Source organism: Candidatus Pelagibacter sp. HIMB1746 (assembly GCF_052047555.1).
Taxonomy (GTDB): Bacteria; Pseudomonadota; Alphaproteobacteria; order Pelagibacterales; family Pelagibacteraceae; genus Pelagibacter.
Map to the genome: position 1 here is coordinate 200,272 of NZ_JBNAJZ010000002.1, position 18,695 is coordinate 218,966.

Annotated in this window: 18 protein-coding genes; 6 read left to right on the top strand and 12 right to left on the bottom strand. The window is 28.1% G+C overall.

Annotated elements, in window-relative coordinates; genetic code table 11:
• Entirely contained in the window at positions 1-3,123 is a 3,123-nt protein-coding gene (locus ACTTBM_RS03760) for an efflux RND transporter permease subunit (RefSeq protein WP_440634780.1), read from the top strand.
• Here the strand turns inward: ACTTBM_RS03760 and ACTTBM_RS03765 are convergent.
• Positions 3,120-3,719: a transglycosylase SLT domain-containing protein gene (locus tag ACTTBM_RS03765; RefSeq protein WP_440634781.1), complete on the bottom strand. Its 600-nt coding sequence runs from the start codon at positions 3,717-3,719 to the stop codon at positions 3,120-3,122. The genes ACTTBM_RS03760 and ACTTBM_RS03765 overlap by 4 nt on opposite strands.
• Complete coding sequence (locus tag ACTTBM_RS03770) at positions 3,706-4,095, bottom strand: hypothetical protein (RefSeq protein WP_440634782.1); 390 nt, start codon at positions 4,093-4,095, stop codon at positions 3,706-3,708. The genes ACTTBM_RS03765 and ACTTBM_RS03770 overlap by 14 nt, the downstream gene beginning before the upstream one ends.
• Positions 4,096-4,139: 44 nt before the next feature.
• Here ACTTBM_RS03770 and ACTTBM_RS03775 point away from each other — a divergent pair, with 44 nt between their 5' ends.
• Positions 4,140-4,850: a 2,3-bisphosphoglycerate-dependent phosphoglycerate mutase gene (locus ACTTBM_RS03775; RefSeq protein WP_440634783.1), complete on the top strand. Its 711-nt coding sequence runs from the start codon at positions 4,140-4,142 to the stop codon at positions 4,848-4,850.
• On the opposite strand, the gene ACTTBM_RS03780 is transcribed toward ACTTBM_RS03775, so the two are convergent.
• From ACTTBM_RS03780 to polA, 7 genes are read right to left on the bottom strand one after another with little or no spacing between them, the layout of a single operon-like run.
• Complete coding sequence (locus tag ACTTBM_RS03780; protein ID WP_440634784.1) at positions 4,828-5,517, bottom strand: sugar phosphate nucleotidyltransferase; 690 nt, start codon at positions 5,515-5,517, stop codon at positions 4,828-4,830. The two genes, ACTTBM_RS03775 and ACTTBM_RS03780, sit on opposite strands and share 23 nt — an antisense overlap.
• A gap of 3 nt (positions 5,518-5,520) precedes the next feature.
• A complete protein-coding gene (locus ACTTBM_RS03785; RefSeq protein ID WP_440634785.1) occupies positions 5,521-6,462 on the bottom strand; it encodes a phosphotransferase in 942 nt (313 codons plus the stop codon).
• Between the two features lie 12 nt (positions 6,463-6,474).
• A complete protein-coding gene (gene tsaE / locus ACTTBM_RS03790; RefSeq protein ID WP_440634786.1) occupies positions 6,475-6,927 on the bottom strand; it encodes a tRNA (adenosine(37)-N6)-threonylcarbamoyltransferase complex ATPase subunit type 1 TsaE in 453 nt (150 codons plus the stop codon).
• On the bottom strand, positions 6,911-8,197 hold the full coding sequence (ahcY, locus tag ACTTBM_RS03795; RefSeq protein WP_440634787.1) for an adenosylhomocysteinase: 1,287 nt from the start codon (positions 8,195-8,197) through the stop codon (positions 6,911-6,913). The genes tsaE and ahcY overlap by 17 nt, the downstream gene beginning before the upstream one ends.
• A gap of 42 nt (positions 8,198-8,239) precedes the next feature.
• Positions 8,240-9,781, bottom strand: coding sequence for a sensor histidine kinase (locus ACTTBM_RS03800; protein ID WP_440634788.1), 1,542 nt, complete (start codon positions 9,779-9,781; stop codon positions 8,240-8,242).
• Positions 9,781-10,488 (bottom strand): response regulator transcription factor, encoded by a 708-nt coding sequence (locus ACTTBM_RS03805; protein WP_075506477.1) that lies wholly within the window; start codon positions 10,486-10,488, stop codon positions 9,781-9,783. The genes ACTTBM_RS03800 and ACTTBM_RS03805 overlap by 1 nt, the downstream gene beginning before the upstream one ends.
• Before the next feature lie 56 nt (positions 10,489-10,544).
• Complete coding sequence (gene polA / locus ACTTBM_RS03810) at positions 10,545-13,319, bottom strand: DNA polymerase I (protein WP_440634789.1); 2,775 nt, start codon at positions 13,317-13,319, stop codon at positions 10,545-10,547.
• A gap of 111 nt (positions 13,320-13,430) precedes the next feature.
• Between polA and ACTTBM_RS03815 the strand changes: the two genes are divergently transcribed.
• Positions 13,431-13,982 carry a biotin transporter BioY gene (locus ACTTBM_RS03815; protein ID WP_440634790.1) on the top strand — a complete coding sequence of 184 codons (552 nt, stop codon included), beginning with the start codon at positions 13,431-13,433 and terminating at the stop codon, positions 13,980-13,982.
• Here the strand turns inward: ACTTBM_RS03815 and ACTTBM_RS03820 are convergent.
• Entirely contained in the window at positions 13,975-14,538 is a 564-nt protein-coding gene (locus ACTTBM_RS03820) for an ActR/PrrA/RegA family redox response regulator transcription factor (protein WP_440634791.1), read from the bottom strand. The genes ACTTBM_RS03815 and ACTTBM_RS03820 overlap by 8 nt on opposite strands.
• 165 nt (positions 14,539-14,703) lie before the next feature.
• Here ACTTBM_RS03820 and ACTTBM_RS03825 point away from each other — a divergent pair, with 165 nt between their 5' ends.
• Genes ACTTBM_RS03825 through speB form a run of 3 tightly spaced genes read left to right on the top strand, consistent with a single transcriptional unit; the run spans position 14,704 to position 17,809 of the window.
• Positions 14,704-15,888, top strand: a complete 1,185-nt coding sequence (locus ACTTBM_RS03825) for a type III PLP-dependent enzyme (protein WP_440634792.1) — start codon at positions 14,704-14,706, stop codon at positions 15,886-15,888.
• Positions 15,888-16,931, top strand: coding sequence for a 1,9-bis(guanidino)-5-aza-nonane synthase (locus ACTTBM_RS03830; RefSeq protein WP_440634793.1), 1,044 nt, complete (start codon positions 15,888-15,890; stop codon positions 16,929-16,931). Before ACTTBM_RS03825 ends, ACTTBM_RS03830 begins: the two co-directional genes overlap by 1 nt.
• A gap of 2 nt (positions 16,932-16,933) precedes the next feature.
• Positions 16,934-17,809, top strand: a complete 876-nt coding sequence (gene speB / locus ACTTBM_RS03835; protein ID WP_440634794.1) for an agmatinase — start codon at positions 16,934-16,936, stop codon at positions 17,807-17,809.
• On the opposite strand, the gene ACTTBM_RS03840 is transcribed toward speB, so the two are convergent.
• Positions 17,806-18,360 (bottom strand): queuosine precursor transporter, encoded by a 555-nt coding sequence (locus tag ACTTBM_RS03840; protein WP_262589863.1) that lies wholly within the window; start codon positions 18,358-18,360, stop codon positions 17,806-17,808. The genes speB and ACTTBM_RS03840 overlap by 4 nt on opposite strands.
• Positions 18,360-18,671 (bottom strand): 50S ribosomal protein L28, encoded by a 312-nt coding sequence (rpmB, locus tag ACTTBM_RS03845; RefSeq protein ID WP_075506505.1) that lies wholly within the window; start codon positions 18,669-18,671, stop codon positions 18,360-18,362. Before rpmB ends, ACTTBM_RS03840 begins: the two co-directional genes overlap by 1 nt.
• Between the last annotated feature and the right edge of the window lie 24 nt (positions 18,672-18,695).

The window sequence follows — 18,695 nt, forward strand, 5'->3', positions numbered from 1 at the left end:
ATGTATATAACCGAAGTTAGTATTAAACGACCAGTTGTTGCTTGGGTAATGTCTTTAATTCTAATTATTTTTGGAATATTTGTTTTTGCGGAGCTACCAGTTCGAGAACTTCCAGATGGAATACAGCCTCCAGTAGTCCAAGTTCAAACAGATTATAAGTCAGCATCAGCAGAAATTGTTGATGAAGAAATAACTCAAAAACTTGAAGACGTAATAGGTGGTGCAGAAGGTATTAAAAACATAGACTCTAGTTCTTTGAATGGACGAAGCAGAATTAATATACAATTTAATACAGATATTGATTTAGACGATGCAGCGAATGATATTAGAGAAAGAGTTGCTCGTGTTGTTGACAATTTACCTAGCGAGTCTAATCCACCCCAAATTCTAAAACAAGCAGCAGGTTTCACAACTACAATGTGGGTAGCACTAACATCTCCTACATGGGATGATCTTGATCTTGGAGATTATGCCGAAAGATATCTGATAGATGCTTTTTCAAGTGTTCCAAATGTTGGAAGGATCTTAGTTGGTGGACTAAGAGAGCTTAGTGTAAGAGTTTGGATAGATCCTATCAAATTAGCAGCCAATAACCTTACAATTCAAGAGGTTGAAAGAGCTTTAAGAAATGAAAATCTTAATATTCCTGCTGGTACATTAGAGGCAAATAATAAAGATTTAACTTTAAATATAGATAAGTCTTATTCAAACATAGATACTATAAAGCAACTTCCTCTAAGAAAAAATAAAGACAAAGTAGTAATACTTTCTGATGTTGCAAATATAGAATTTGGACCTGTTTCAGAGAAAACTTTATTCAAAGCACAAAGTAAAAATGCACTCAACCTAAAAACTGTAGGAATTGGCATATACGCTAAAAGTGGTGCTTCAACAGTAGAGTTATCAAACCAAATTAAAGCCAAAATAAAAGAACTGAATAAATCACTTCCGGATGGACTAAGTTTGGAGATAGCATTTAATAGAGCAACATATATTGGTGCTGCAATCGAAGAAGTATATAAAAGTTTGATTATTGCTTTTATTTTAGTAGTTTTAATTATTTATCTTTTTCTTGGAAATCTTAAAGCAGTAATTGTACCAGCTGTAGCTCTTCCTGTTAGTTTAATTGGTTCATTTCTTGGATTATATATTTTTGATCTCTCAATAAATATTTTTGTATTATTAAGTTTTATTTTAGCAATAGGAATAATTACTGATGATTCTGTGATTATGACAGATGCTATTTATACTAGAATAGAAAACGGTGAAACACCGCTAGTTGCTGCTTATAAAGGTTCTAAGCAAATTACTTTTGCTATTATTGCAACTACTTTGATTTTAATTGCGGTATTCTTACCACTAATTTTTATAAAAGGAATATCTGGAACATTGTTTAAAGAAACTGCAATAGCATTATCTTTTTCAATTGTAGTATCATCCTTTGTTGCATTAACTCTGTCACCAATGCTTGGAAGTAAGTTTTTAAATAAAAAAGAAAAAGTTAATTTCCTAGTTAAAAAATTTAATAATAAATTTAAATCTTTTACTGAATTTTATGTTAATTCACTTAAGTACTGGATAAATAGACAAAAAACTATTTCGATATTTATAATTTTTATCATTGCAGCTTCTGCTTATCTTTTTAATTTTTCAAAAAAAGAATTGTTGCCTATGGAGGATAGAGGTTCTTATTTAATAATAGGTTCAACAGATGAAGGTAGTTCATTTGAATATACCCAAGAAAAGGCTCAGATAATTGAAGGAAGAATATTAAGATTATTACAAGCAGAAGATAGCCCATATGAAAGACTAATTATGAGAGTTCCTGGATTTGGAAGATCCGCAACGTCTTACAACACTTTTATAATAATTGCTTTACTTGATGAATGGAAAAATAGAGAAAAAAATAGTCAAACTGTATTAAGAGAAGCTATTGGACAAGTGGTTTCGGTTCCAGAAACTTTTGCATTTCCAATATCTCCCCAAGGAATAAGAGTTTCAAACTACAACAAACCAGTACAGATGGTTATTTATGGGACAAGCTATGAAGAATTAGAAGATATTCAAAATAGTGTTTTAAGAGAATTAAGAAAAAATAGAAATATGTTCAGAATTGAGAGTGATTACACAAAAAACAAACCTGAAGTTAAATTAATCACAAACAAAAATCGAGCTAATGACCTAGGTGTATCTACGGAAAATATAGGTAGAACTCTTGAAACACTATATGGAGGCAAGAGAGTTACTTCTTTCAGCAAAGAAGGAAGAGAATACCCAATAATCTTACAACAATATTTAGCAGATAGACGTGATCAAGACGGATTATCGAAAATATTTGTAAGATCTGAAACAACTGGAAAATTAGTTTCAATAGCTAGTCTTGTGGAATTTGAGGAAAAAGGAACTGCAGAGGCATTGCCAAGATATAATCGACAAAGAGCTGTTACAATTTCAGCTGCACTATCAGATAATTACACACTAACTGAAGCTGTTAAATATCTAGAAGATGTAATGATAAAAGTTGCGCCTCAAAACCAAATTACTTGGAAAGGAAAATCAGAAGAATTGAAAGAAACTACAAATGAAATTTATTTAATTTTTGCTTTAGCTTTGTTAACTGCTTATTTAGTAATGGCAGCAACATTTAACTCTTTTGTACACCCTTTCATAATTATTTTGACAGTTCCTTTGGCTGTGTTTGGTGGTTTAGTATTTATTCTATTTTTAAATAGTTCAGTAAATATATTCTCACAAATTGCCCTGATTATTCTTATTGGTATTTCTACGAAGAATAGTATTTTAATTGTTGATTACGCAAACCAAATAAGAACAACAGGTGTTAAAATTCAAGAAGCAGTGTTGAAAGCCTGTAAGCTAAGAATTAGACCTATTATAATGACATCACTAAGTACTATGATTGCTATGATACCTTTGGTTATCGGAAATATAGGTCCTGGTGCTGGAGAAGGATCAAGATTGGCAGTTGGGGCAACTATTTTAGGTGGAATGATTATATCAACATTCTTTACTCTATATGTAACTCCTACAATGTATTTAGCATTAGCAAAAAATACTAAGCGTATTGATGCAGTAGATATAGAGCTAAAAAAACAATTAAATTAAAAAATAATATACTTACTTGTAGTTAATTTATTTTTACAATCTGATAATTGTTTTTTATAAATATCAGACTGTTTCTCAACTCTTTTAGCTAATTTGATAACCTTGTTATTTTTTTTATAATTTTTGTAATTCCCCCACCCCTCATGGTATGCAACATATTGTCTAAAAGCATCTTTCTTTGAAACTTTTAAAATTTTCTCAGTTTTGTTTGTATACCAACCAATAAAATCTACACTGTCTTTAAATCTTGTTCTTGTTGCAAATTTATTTCCTGTTTCTTCTTTATATTGTTTCCAAGTACCTTTGACTGCTTGCGAATATCCAAAAGAACTGGAAGGTCTTTTGTAAGGGATAACTTTAAATATTTTTTGTCTTGGAGGTTTTGCCAACCAATCAAAGCTAGATTCCATCTTAATTATAGCTAGTTGTAAATACACTGGTGTACCCCACTTTGCTTCTGTTTTTTTTGCGTGCTTATACCACAAATATCTTTCATTAAATATTGAGCAACCATCAGATACATTTTTTGGGATTGAAGAACAACCACTTAAAAATAAAATAAATATAAATATATAAATACTTCTAATATTTTTCATTTTTTTTTAAAAAAAAGCTTATGATTACAACTATAACAACACCAATTAAATTTCCAAATAAATCAGAAAATTGAAAACTTCTTTCTGGAATTACTAAATGTAGAAATTCTAAAATTATAGAAAGTAAAATCAAATAAATACTTATTATTTTAAATTGTTTTATTTTATTAAAAGTAAAAAATCCCACTACAGAAAGTATTAAAAAAGCATACAAATGGTTTGTTGAAATCCAAAAATCTGGGGTAATTTGTGGTTGTTTTTTAATATCCCCATACAAAAAAAATCCCAATATACTTCCAGGGAATAAATACAGAAAAATTATTACAAAGTTAAAAAAATAAAAAATGAACTTATATCTTGAAAATATATTAATCATTGATGTAAAAGTTTTATTATCAAATAAATCTAAAAAATAAACAAATGAGTTATTTAATCTTAGTAAGACACGGTCAAAGTGTTTGGAATCTAGAAAAAAAATTCACTGGTTGGGTAGATGTTGATTTAACAGATAATGGTAAATCAGAAGCAAAAAAAGCGGGTGAATTAATTAATAAAAATAATCTAAAAATAGATCTATATTTCTCTTCTGTTCAATTAAGAGCCAAAAATACGCTTAAAATTATCCAAAATGAATTAAAGGATGATAAAAATCCTACTCAAGCATGGGAACTAAACGAAAGACATTATGGTGCACTTACTGGTCTTAATAAAGACGAAATGAAGATAAAATTGGGGGAAGATAAGGTACATCAGTTTAGAAGGTCTTGGGATTTAAGACCTGATCCTCTAGAAAAACAAAATCCATATCATCCATGTAATATAGAAATTTATAAAAATATTCCTGAAGATAAAATACCTAGTACAGAGTCTCTAAAAGACACTTATGAGAGAGTAATAGATTTTTACAAAAAGAAAATTGAAATCATAAATGATAAAAATATTTTAATATCTGCACATGGAAATTCAATTAGAGCTCTTTGTAAGTACCTATTTAATTTGGATAATAATGTAATTTCAAAATTAGAAATACCAACAGGTAATCCTTTGCTCATTGAAGTAAATGTAGATAGAAAAGTTTTAAGTGCTAAATATTTAGACTCTGATAGGGCTAAAGATCTTTTAGTTTTTTGAAGATTTCCAAGTTAGTTAAATGATAAAAATTTTGTTTGCTTTCATATCCATTTAAATCTTTGGTATCAATCAATTTGTTCCAAATTTTAGAAATTGAAAACTTTTCATTAGTTTCATTTTTAAACAATTTTTTACTTAATATCTGACAGCCGATGTAAATATAATTTTTATCTAATTCCTTAGTAATAATATTATTTTCTAAATTGAAATCGCCCTTTAAATTTTTATCAAAACTTAAATTTTTGTTTACTAATAGAAGAATATTTTTTAGTTTTTCACTAAAATAGAACTCTTCCATTTTATTAATTTCATCAAAATACTCTTTTGTCCAAACAGTATCAGGATTAAAAACAATAAAATCATCTTCATTAGAATGCTTGATTAAATTTAAAATACCACCCCCAGTATCTAGAATTTCATTTCCATCCTCTATAATTTCAATATCAATATCAAAATTGTTATCTTTAAAAAATTTTAGAAAATGATCTTTTAAATAGAATGAATTTATTAAAATTTTTTTAATTCCCAAACTTTTAATCAATTGGATACATTTTTCTAACATTGTTACATTATTTAACTCTAATAATGGTTTGGGTGTATCTAATGTTATTGGGTTTAATCTTTTTCCATATCCTGCACATAATATTAAAGCTGTATTTATTTTCATAATTTAATTAATAAATTCTGGAAAATTATTTTTTAATAATAGTTTTAAATCCTTAAAAATCTTATTCTGTTTTAATCTGTAATCTATCATTTCCCATGCATAAGGGATTAATTGAATATATTTTTTTTTATTATCTCTATAAGCAAGTCTTGTGAAAATTCCAATGATTTTTAAATTTCTTAGAACTGATAGTATTTCAAAGTCTTGTTTAAATTTAATTAAATTAATTTTTTTATTGGTTTTTATGTAATAATCAAAAATCTTTTTTTTTAATTTTTTATTAGTTTTTAATCTAACATCATCTATCAATGATGCTAAATCATAAGCTTTATTTCCAATAAGAGCGTCTTGATTGTCAATTAAGCTAATTTGATTTTTAAAATACATTAAATTTGAAACATGAAAATCCCTATGTACAAAAGTAATGTTTTTATTATTAAGTTTAGATAATAATTTATTTATCTCGTTTTTAAATTTTTTTTTGAATAAAGATTTATTTGTATTTAATTTTTTTTCAACATACCAGTCACTAAAAAGTTTTGCTTCATTATATAAAATTTTATTTTTATATAATTCAAGTTTGTAATTTTGATTTAAAAAGTTTTTTATTTTTTTAGTTTTTATACTTTGTAATTTATTCAGTATGTGAATAATATTTTTAAAAAATAAATACTTATTTCTTTTTTTATTTTTTAAAATTTTAAATAACGAAACATTTCCAAAATCCTGAATTTCAATGAAGTTTTTTTTATAATCATGGCTAATCAGATTTGGTGCAGAAATTCTATTTTTTATTAAAATTTTGTTGACCGCATCATAAATTAATAAATTTTTCTTTTTTTCTTTTTTTGCGTAAACAACTATAGAGTTATTTTTTTTACTTCTATAAAAAGTTCTAAATGATGCATCACCTTTAATTTTTTGCAAATCTTTTGAATTTTTCATTCTATTATATTCTTAATCGATGCCTGTGATTTCAACACTTCTATTATTTAGCTCATTTTCATAGTTAAATCTTAATACAATAACTTTTTCCTGAATATCTTTAACTAACTCTGGCCACTCAATAAAAGTAATTAAATTATCATTTTTTTCAAATATGTTTAGATCATTAGTATCTCTTTTATTTTTAATCCTAAATAAATCGTAATGTTTTATCTTCTTAGAACCTACTTGATATTCATTTAATAAATTGAATGTTGGACTTGAAACTTCTGTAATAGGAAGATCTGAACTTTTTTGAAATTCATTAACCAAATATTTTATAAATGTAGTTTTACCCACACCCATTTCACCGTATAAAAATATAATTTCTCCACCTTGTAAAAAATTTTTAAAACTTTCTGCTAAAACTTTTGTTGTTTCTTCTGAACTTATATCGATCTTGCTATTTTTAATAGCGATAGGCATCTGGTTTGAATGGGCCTTCTGTTCCAACACTTATGTAATCTGCTTGTTCTTTTGATAATTTTGTTAATTTAGCCCCAACTTTTTTCAAATGTAATGTTGCAACTTTTTCATCTAAGTGCTTGGGTAAAACATAAACTTTATTTTCATAATTTTTATGGTTATGCCAAAGTTCTATTTGAGCAATTACTTGATTGGTAAAAGATGCGCTCATTACGAAACTTGGATGTCCAGTTGCACAACCTAAATTAACCAATCTTCCCTCGGCTAAAAGGATAATTCTCTTTCCACTTGGTAATTCGATTTCGTGTACTTGGGGCTTAACTTCTGTCCATTTGTAATTTTTCAATGCCTCAACTTGTATTTCATTATCAAAGTGTCCAATATTACATAAGATTGCTCTATCTTTCATATCTCTCATATGATCAGCTGTAACTATATCTTTATTTCCAGTTGCTGTAACAACTATGTCTGCTCTACTAATAGCTTCTTCCATCAAAACTACTTCATAACCCTCCATTGCTGCCTGAAGTGCACAAATAGGATCTGCTTCAGTAACAAGAACTCTAGCACCACTTTGTCTTAAAGATGCAGCACTTCCTTTTCCAACATCGCCAAAACCAGCAACTATTGCAATTTTACCTGACATCATAACATCAGTAGCTCTTCTGATACCGTCAACTAAACTTTCTCTACATCCATATAGATTATCAAATTTAGATTTTGTTACAGAGTCATTAACGTTTATTGCAGGAACTAATAGAGAATTATCTTTCTCCATTTTATTTAATGCTTTAATTCCAGTTGTAGTCTCCTCTGAAACACCTTTTATATCTTTCATTAAATCTTTGTATTCATTGTGCATGATGGCAGTTAAATCTCCCCCATCATCTAATAACATATTAGGTTTCCAATCAGGTTTTCCAACTATTGTTTGTTTAATACACCATAAGTACTCTTCTTCTGTTTCACCTTTCCATGCATAAACAGGAATGCCAGCTTTTGCTATTGCTGCTGCTGCATGGTCTTGTGTAGAAAATATATTACAAGATGACCATCTTACTTCCGCTCCAAGGTCTACTAATGTCTCTATTAGCACTGCTGTTTGAATAGTCATATGAAGACATCCAATAATTCTAGCACCTTTTAATGGTTTTACTTTTGAATACTCTTCTCTTAATGCCATTAAACCAGGCATTTCACTTTCTGCGATAGAAATTTCTTTTCTTCCAAATTCAGCTTGGGAAATATCTTTTACTTTAAAATCATCCATAGCGAGCTTTATACAGTTAAGTTCTATTTTATCAACTAAAGATTATAAACTAGGAAATTGTATTTCTATCGATGCTCCTTGCTTATCGAGCCTGTTGGATGCTTCAATTTTTCCATCATGAAGATCAACTAAATTTTTTACAATATTTAAACCTAATCCTGAATGCTCACCAAAATTTTCTGGTCTATTACTGTAAAAGCGATTAAAAATTTTTGAAGTATCTTTCTCTTTAAATCCTTGTCCTTCATCTAAAATTTTAATAATAACTTTTTTTTCTAATCCATTTGAAACATTCACGATTACCTCACTACCATCTTCACTAAATGAAATAGAATTATCCAATAAATTAGCAACGATTTGTTCAATCCTATTTTCTATTCCATTAATTAGATACTCTGACTTTCCATCATTTTGATAGTTTATACTTATATTTTTCTTGAATTTATAAATGTTGTTATAATCATCAACAACAGATTGGATAATTGGTTGTATATCTAGTTTTTTCATTTGCTCTTTACTAAGGGCAACTTCATCTTTCAACATTTGTGAATAATCTGTAATTAATCTTTCAATTCTTTGTACGTCATGAGTAAGAATATCTAAAAGCTTAGTTCTTTGATTTATATCTTTTGTATCTTTTAAAATTTCTGATGCACTTTTTAAAGATGCTAGTGGATTTCTTATTTCATGAACTAAATCTGTTGAGAAATTTTCTGCATGAGAAATTCGTTTTTGCAATTCATTAGTCATATCCTCCATTGAATTAGATAATAATCCTAATTCGTCATTTCTATTCTTCAAATTTTCAATTCCTGTTTTGCCAGGGTTTTTTTCTTTTACTCTGATTGTATATCCAACTAGGTTTTGAATTGGTTTAATAAAATATCTGCTAAGTACAAAAGAAAAAATTAAAATTACAAAACCAACTGATATAGCTGTTCTAATTACAAATGCTCTTCTCTCGTCTATAGCTGTCTTAATCTCATTGGCGTTCTCTGAGATAACTATAAAACCTAAATTATTTTCATCACTTTTTACATTTTTAACTGTTGTAACTTTAAATTGATTTAAATTATCTTCTGTAAAAGTATAATAATTTCCATAGTTATCTGAATTATTATACCTTTCTAATAAATCTTTGAATGAAGCCTTTGTTTCATTATTTTGAGAAGAATTATTTTCTTTATTTTCATCTTCATTGACTTCTTCACTCAAACTTTCAAATTCAATTTTATCTAATCGTGTTGAAAAAGATCGTGGATCAAGATCTAAAGTATCAGTATCACCAATTAATTCTAATTTATTATCAAAGAAAATGACTCTGTCTAAATTTTGAAAAATAAATCTTGTAGAAAATAAAAATTTTCTAATGTCATTTTCCTGAAATTTTATATTCAATCTTTTAATATTATCAGTCGTATTATTAATAATATTAATATGATCTTCAGATTTTTTTTTTAATAAACTTGGTTCAATATTAGTAAGATAAATAAGTGTAAATAAACCAATAATTGTAAATATTACAAAGTTTATAAATAGAAATTTTTTAAGAATAGAAAGAGTCTTTAAGTATTTACTAAACATCAGCTAACATTCCATCTATATCCACTACCATATCTAGTTTCAATAGCTGAAAAATCAGGATCTACTTTTTTGAATTTTTTTCTTATTCTTTTGACGTGACTATCAATAGTTCTATCTTCAATATCTGTATCTTCTCTGTAAGCAATGTCCATTAGTTGGGCTCTTTCTTTAATAATCCCAGGTCTTTTTGCCAATTCTTTAACAATCAAAAATTCAGTAGTTGTTAATTTATCTGGCAATTGTTTGCCATTCCACTCACACTCAAGCTGAGATGGATCAAGTTTTAATCTACCATGTGATATTAAGCTTTTATTTTCCTCTAATGTATTATTTGAGTCTTTTTTTCTTAATTGAACTCTTATTCTTTCAATCAAAACTTTAATTGAAAATCCTCCAGATTTTTTTACAAAATCATCTGCACCTAATTTTAATCCTAGCAACTCATCAATTTCATCATCTTTGGATGTTAAAAATATTACCGGAAGAGAAGTTTTTTTTCTTAATTTTTTAAGTAATTCTTCGCCATCCATTTTAGGCATTTTAATATCAATAACTGCTAAGTCAGGTGGCATTCTAGTAAGACCAATTAATGCGCTCTCTCCATCAATGTATGTTTGAACTTTGAAACCCTCTTTTTCTAAAGCAATACTAAGACTAGTTAGTATGTTTCTGTCATCATCAATTAGAGCTATAGTTTGTTTTTGCATTTTTATTTTTAAATATAAAAATATTAAATTGTTCTAAATTAGGCAATTGAATATAATTAGTGAAGCATTCCCCAATTATCACCAACATTTACATCAACTGTTAAAGGGGTAGAAAAGGAATGATAATCACTTTGAGTAACACTGGTCATCTCATTCTGTATTAATTTGACCATTGCCTTTTCCTCTTTTTTTGGAACTTCAAAAATTAGCTCATCATGTATTTGGAGAAGCATTTTTGATTTCAAATTTTTTTCTTCATTTAATTTTTTGTCTAGTCTAATCATTGCTAATCTCATAACTTCAGATGCTGACCCTTGTATTGGAGCATTAATTGCAGCTCTCTCCTGAAAATTTCTTACATTAAAATTTTTATCATTTATTCCATTAAAATGAGATCTTCTTCCAAATATATTATTTACATAGCCACTTTTTCGGCAAAACTTAATTGTACTATCCATATAAATTTTAATTTCAGGAAATTTAGCAAAATAAGCATTAAGAAATTCTTCTGCTTCATAATTAGAAACATTTATTTGTTTTGCTAAACCATACTGGGAAATACCATAAATTATTCCAAAGTTTATTGCCTTGGCTTTTCTTCTGTGATCTTGATTTACCTTTTTAATATCAATATTAAATATTTGGCTAGCTGTTAAAGAGTGAATATCCTCGTTATTGTTAAAAGCTTTTTTAAGTTCTTTAACATCTGCAAGATCTGCTAAAATTCTCATCTCAATTTGATTATAATCTGCGGATATTAATAGATGATCTTTTTTAGCCTTAAACGCTTTTCTTATATCTTTTCCATCTTCAGATTTAATTGGAATATTTTGCAAATTTGGATCACTTGAAGCTAATCTGCCTGTTGTTGTTGCTGCCAATAAAAAAGATGTGTGAACCCTCTTTGTATTTGGATTAATATGCTCTGGCAAAGCGTCGGAGTAAGTATTTTTTAATTTTGAAACCTGTCTCCAATCTAATACTAATTTTGGAAATTCATGACCTTTGAAGGCTAAATCTTCTAAAACACTTGCGCTTGTTGCAAAACTTCCTTTTTTTGTTTTTTTTGTTCCTGCAATCTTAAGATCATTATAAATTATTTCTCCCAATTGTTTTGGTGAGGCAATGTTAAATTCTTTCTTGGAAATTTTAAAAACTTCTTTTTCAATTTTATTAATTTTCTTATCAAATTTAGATGAAAGAGAATTTAAAAATTTACTATCTACTTCAACACCTTCGATTTCCATGAATGCAAGTATTTTAATTAGTGGTTTTTCAAAAATCTCATAGACATTAAATAATTTTTCAGATTTTAAACTTTTGATAAATTTTTTATATAACCTGAAAGTAACGTCTGCATCTTCTGCTGCGTAATTTTTTGCTGTTTCTAATTCTACTTCACTAAAATTTATTTCTTTTTTGCCAGTACCAACAATTTCTTTAAATGAAATTGTTTTATGTCCAAGATGGATATCTGAAAGGGTGTCCATGTTATGTCTGTTCTTTCCAGCATCTAATACATAAGACATAAGCATGGTATCTTCCATTGATGAAAGTGAAATGCCAAGTTTGTAAAAAACTATAAAATCAAATTTAATATTTTGACCAATTTTTTTAACACTTGGGTCCTCTAATAAGTTTTTTAATTTATTGATAACACTCTTTTTATTTAAACAATCCTGAGATTTATGACCAACTGGAATGTAACAAGCTTTTCCAATTTTTGAACAAAGTGAAATTCCAACTAAATCAGCCTGATGAGGGTCTAACGAACTTGTCTCTGTATCGACAGCAACTTCCCCCGCTTCCTCTGCTTCTTCTATCCACTCATCAATTTCATCAATATCTGTAATTAGATGATAGTCTTTATTATTTATTGGTTTTTGTTTTTCAGTAGATTTTAAATTATTTTCAGATCCAGATAATTTTGGTTCACCATAAGCTGAAATTGCAGAACTTAATAATCTGTTAAATTCCATTTCTCTTAAAAATTTATACAGTTTATCTTTATCAACCTCTTTGAGTTTAAATTCTGTTAAGTTTTTATTTACTGGAGACTTGTTGTCTAGAGTTACAAGTTTTTTACTAATTAAAGCTTTATCTTTATTCTCTATTAAAGTTTCTCTTCTTTTGTTTTGTTTAATCTCATGGGCAGAGTCTAATAATTTTTCTAGAGTGCCATACTTATTAATTAATTCTGCGGCTGTTTTCACTCCTATTCCTGGAACACCAGGTACGTTGTCACTACTATCGCCTGCTAAAGATTGAACATCTATAACTTTTGAAGCATCAACACCAAACTTTTTAATTACATCTTCCTCAGTGATAAATTTATTTTTCATAGGATCAAAAATTCGAACACCTTTTTTATAAAGTTGCATTAAATCTTTGTCAGATGAAACGATTGTAACTTTAGCCCCTTTTTTAAGAATTTGATCAACATATGTGGCTATTAGATCGTCAGCTTCATAGTTTGGTAAATCCACAGAAGGTAAATTAAATGCTAAAACTGATTTTCTAATATACTCAAACTGAGGTGCTAAATCATCAGGGGCTTCAGATCGATTTGCTTTATAATCGCTATAAATTTCATTTCTAAAAGTCTTTCTAGCTGAGTCGAAAATTACTGCAAAATGAGTTGGTTTCTGTAAATTTTGATCAGATTTTGAATCCTCTAATAATTTAAACAACATGCTACAAAATCCACTTACAGCACCTGTAGGCAGTCCATCACTTTTTCTGGTTAATGGTGGTAAAGCATAATAAGCTCTAAAAATATAACCAGAGCCATCAATTAAATAAAAATGATCTGTTTTTTGTATTTTATTCATGAGGATTAATAAATATTACATTGCTAACAATTTCTGTATATAAAAAAATAAAATTAAATCTTAAGGCTAATATAGCTAGATTATTTTTTATATTTTGAGTATTATTTTAGTATGGAACTTACAAAAAACTTAACACAAACAAAAATCATAAAATCTTTGTTAGCTGTAATTCTAGGTTCAATTGCTTTAACTATCTCTGCAAAAATTAAAATTCCATTTTATCCAGTTCCAATGACAATGCAGACATTTGTTGTGTTATTCTTAGGTGTAAGCTTAGGTTATAAAATTGGTTTAGCTTCTGTAGGTTTATATTTATTAGAGGGTATTGCAGGATTACCTGTTTTTTCAAACTCTCCAGAAAAAGGAATTGGAATTGTTTATTTTACTGGCCCAACGATGGGTTATTTAATTGGTTTTTTAACTGCTTGTTATTTAGCTTCAAAAATTAATACAAAAGATAGTTTTATAAATATTTTAACTAAACTAGTTATTGCAACATCTACAATCTATATTTTGGGTTTAATATGGCTAGGAACTCTGATTGGTTGGGATAAACCAATATTCTCACTAGGTGCAAAACCTTTTTTATTAGCAGAATTATTTAAAATTATTATTTTAGCTTTAGTTACTAAACAAATAATTAAAATTAGAAATATTATCTAGGAGATCTTTTAGATAGAATTCTTTGAAGAGTTCTTCTATGCATCTTCAATCTTCGAGCTGTTTCGGAAACATTCCTATTACATAATTCAAATACTCTATGGATATGTTCCCATTTAACTCTATCAGCTGACATTGGATTTTCTGGTGGTGCTGCTTTTTTAGCTGGATCTGCCAACAATGCTTTTTCTACATCTTCTGCATCTGCTGGTTTTGCTAAATAATCAATTGCACCTTCTTTAATTGCTGCAACTGCAGTGGGAATATTTCCGTAACCAGTGAGCATTATAATTCGACTATCGTTATTAGAAGACTGGATTTCCTTAACGACCTCAAGACCATTACCATCTCCAAGTCTTAAATCTACAACCGCAAAACCTGGTTTTTTACTTTTTACAGACTCAATGCCTTTTTTAACACTCTCAGCTTGCAAAACTTCAAAACCCTTTTTTTCCATAGCTCTCGCCAATCTTTCTCTGAAGGGATTGTCGTCATCAGCTATTAATAAGGACTTGTTTTCAAAATCTGCTAGGTTTTGTAATTTGGCTTCGTTTTTCATCACAGATATATGGGTTCTAATTCTAATATTACAATATATGTAATTTGTGCAAATCAGCCTTGAATTATTTGCTTTACAACGCCCATTTTTACTTTATATGCCTCAAATTATTAAAGTTTTATTAAAAACTTTTTTTTATTAAATTTTTTTTTGGAGGCATATGAAATGCAAAAATTTAAGTCAGTTGAAGAGCTTATAAATCAGCTGAAACCTGAAAAGCCTGTTTATTGTATTAGGAAGAAATCCATAGAGTCTTCGGTTAAATTTTTCTTAGATAAATTCCCTGGAAAAATATTATATGCAGTCAAAACAAACCCACATCCTGAAGTTATTCAAACTATTTTAAATAATGGTGTAAACCAATTTGATGTTGCCTCGATAGAGGAAATTAAGGCCATAAGAAAAATAACTCAAAATGCAAAATGTTCTTACATGCATACAGTAAAAAGTAGAGAAAGTATAAAAGAGGCCTATTTTAATTATGGTGTAAAAACTTTCTCATTAGATACAAAAGAAGAGTTAATTAAAATTATTGAAAGCACAAATAATGCAAAAGATTTAGAATTATTTGTAAGAGTTGCTGTTTCAAATGAGCATGCTGAAATTGATTTATCTAAAAAATTTGGAGCACTAACATCTGAAGCTGTGGGATTGCTAAGATTAGTAAAACAATATGCAAAAAAAATTGGATTAAGTTTCCATGTTGGATCACAGTGTATGCACCCAATTTCATACGCCAAAGGTATAAATGAGATTGGGAATATAATTAAAAAAACAAAAATAATACCTGATACAATAAATGTTGGTGGTGGATTTCCAACAATTTATCCAGATTTAATTCCTCAATCATTAGATGAATACTTCAATGAAATTAAAAAAAGTTTATCTAATTTAAAATTAGAGAAGTTGCCGGAGATAATTTGTGAACCAGGAAGAGCATTGGTTGCAGAAAGTGGTTCAACAATTGTTAAAGTTAATTTAAGAAAAAAACAAAAACTTTATATAAACGATGGAACATATGGAACCTTATTTGATGCAGGGACACCTAACATAGTTTATCCATCTAAAATGATTAAAGAAAATTCAAATAAAATAATTTCAAAAAAAATGACTGCTTTTGATTTCTTTGGTCCTACTTGCGATAGCATGGATTATATGAAAGGACCTTTTGTATTACCAAATAATATTAAGGAAAATGATTACATAGAACTTGGTCAACTTGGAGCATATGGATTAACTTTTAGAACACAATTTAATGGTTACTATTCAGATGAAATTTATGAAGTTGAAGATAAACCGATAATGTCAATGTATGAAAAAGACGTTAACAGCGCTCATATGGTTGCTTAATGTCAGACCAAAAAAATCCAGGACATAACAGTAAAAGAGATTTTTTAAAAAATCCTGTCGAACATATAGATATTACTTCATTTGACTCTAGAACAATTATTTCTTCAATGGAGAAAATGTCATTTGTATCTAGAGAAACTGCAAATGCAGCGAACATTTACAACGAAATGCTTAAAGATAAGGAATGTACAATTTTTCTTACTTTAGCAGGATCAACATCTGCAGCAGGATGTATGAATATTTATAAAGATCTTGTTAAATATAATATGGTTGATGCAATTGTAGCAACAGGGGCATCAATTGTAGATATGGATTTTTTTGAAGCTCTTGGATTTAAACATTATCAAGGATCTCAATTTCAAGATGATACTGAATTAAGAGACAACTATATTGATAGAATTTACGACACATATATCGACGAAGAAGAGCTTCAAATGTGTGATAAAATTATTTGCGAAATAGCAGATACTTTAGAACCAAGAAGTTATACTTCGAGAGAGTTTATTTTAGAAATGGGAAAATATTTAAAAAAAAATTCAAAAAAGAAAGACTCTTTAATTGAAACATCTTACGATAATAATGTTCCAATTTTTTGTCCAGCTTTCACAGATTCAAGCGCAGGTTTTGGTCTTGTAATGCATCAAGAAAAAAATCCAAAAAAACATATGACTATAGACTCAGTTAGAGAATTTAGAGAACTAACTGAAATTAAAATCAAATCAAAAGGTTCTGGTTTATTTATGATTGGTGGAGGAGTTCCTAAAAATTTTATTCAAGATACTGTTATTTGTGCTGAGCTTCTTGGTAAAAATGTAGATATGCATAAGTATGCTGTACAAATTACAGTTGCTGATAGTAGAGATGGTGCATGTAGTAGTTCTACTTTAAAAGAAGCAAGTTCTTGGGGTAAAGTGGATATCACTAAAGAACAAATGGTATTTGCTGAAGCAACAAGTGTATTGCCATTAATAGCTAGCGATGCTTACCACAAAGGTGAGTGGAAAAATAGAGAACGAAAAAACTTCTCAAAATTATTTATATAAAATTGAAATATTTATCAAACAAACATGGTTTCTTAGGAATTGATAATACATTCAACTTCAAAGAAAAAGTAGTAGTCGTTCCATTTGGACTTGAAAAAACAGTTAGTTATGGTGGTGGAACAAAAAATGGACCAAAAGAAATTATCAAAGCTTCTCACCAAGTTGAACTTTATGATGAGGAACTAAATTGTGAACCTTACAAAAAAATAGGTATCAAGACATTAAAACCATTTAAAATTGATAAAAATATCAAAGTAGCATTAAATAAAATTTCTAAAATCAATGGGGAAATTTTAGATAAAAAACTATTTCCAATGACTTTTGGTGGTGAACATTCAATTACACCAGGATGCATTGTTCCTTTTACAAAGAAATATAAAAATATTTGTCTTTTACATTTTGATGCACACGCAGATTTACGTGAAAGTTATAATGGTGAAAAATTTTCACACGCATCAGCAATAAGAAGGTGTTTAGATTATAAAAATGTGTCTTTAATTTCTTTTGGAATTAGAAATATATCAGAAAGTGAGATTCCATTTTTGAAAAAAAATTCAAATAGAATAGATATCTTCTGGGCAAAAGATAAAAAAAAATGGAATTTAAATAAATTTAAAAAATTAATAAAAAATAAGACTGTTTACTTAACGTTTGATGTAGATGGATTAGATTCAAGTATTATGCCTGCTACCGGAACACCTGAACCAGGTGGATTGTTGTGGGACGAGACATTAGAGATAATTAGAATTGCAGCAAAAAATTCAAATATAGTTGGAGCTGACATTAATGAACTTTCTCCAATTAAAGGATTTAACTCCTATAATTTTCTTGTTGCTAAATTAGCTTATAAAATTTTGTCTTATAAATTTTTGTATTAGACTTTAATTGGCTTAAATATTTTTAATAACATTCTAAATGGTATTAACATTATTAGTGCTACCAATAACTTAACACCTAAATCACCTAAGGACAAAGTTACCCAAGGAACTCCTGTTCCATAAAATGATATTGAGAAAAATAAAAAAGTATCAATAGTTGAACCTATTAATGATGAAGTTAGAGGTGCAACAAACCACTGTTTTTTTCTTAAACGATCAAATATTTGAATATCTAGCAATTGGGCTGTAAGGAAAGCAATTCCAGATCCAACTGCAATTCTTATAGAAATTAAATCTTCGAAGTTTGTTGAGAAAAATAGAGTAAAAATAATTCCTATAAAAAAACCAAAATAAACTATTTTTCTCGCAATTATTTTTCCATAAGATCTATTTGCTAAATCAGTTATCAAAAAAGCCACAGGATAACTAAAAGCTCCATAAGTAAGAATTTCATTTAATCCATAATAATTTATTGGAAATTGAACAAGATAGTTTGAGGATAAAACAACCACACCCATCATTAAAGATAGGCTGATAAAAAATTTATTCATTAAGCAGATTTAGCTACTGGCTTTTTTTTATATGGCGATTTTAATAAAATAACTTTTTTAAGTTTTTTTAATCTTGGTGAAATATTTTTATTTTTTACAGTTTTTAAGAACTCGTCAAAACTACCTTTTTTATCAACTGATCTTACTCCTGAATTACTAACAGTTAGTTTCAAACTTCTTCCAGCAAGCTCACTTGTAAATTTTACTTTTTTTAAATTAGGTAAAAATCTTCTTTTAGTCTTATTGTTAGCATGACTAACGTTATGACCTTTCATAGGAATTTTACCAGTTAGTTCGCATTTTTTTGACATAATTTCAGTGCTTATATAAGGGGA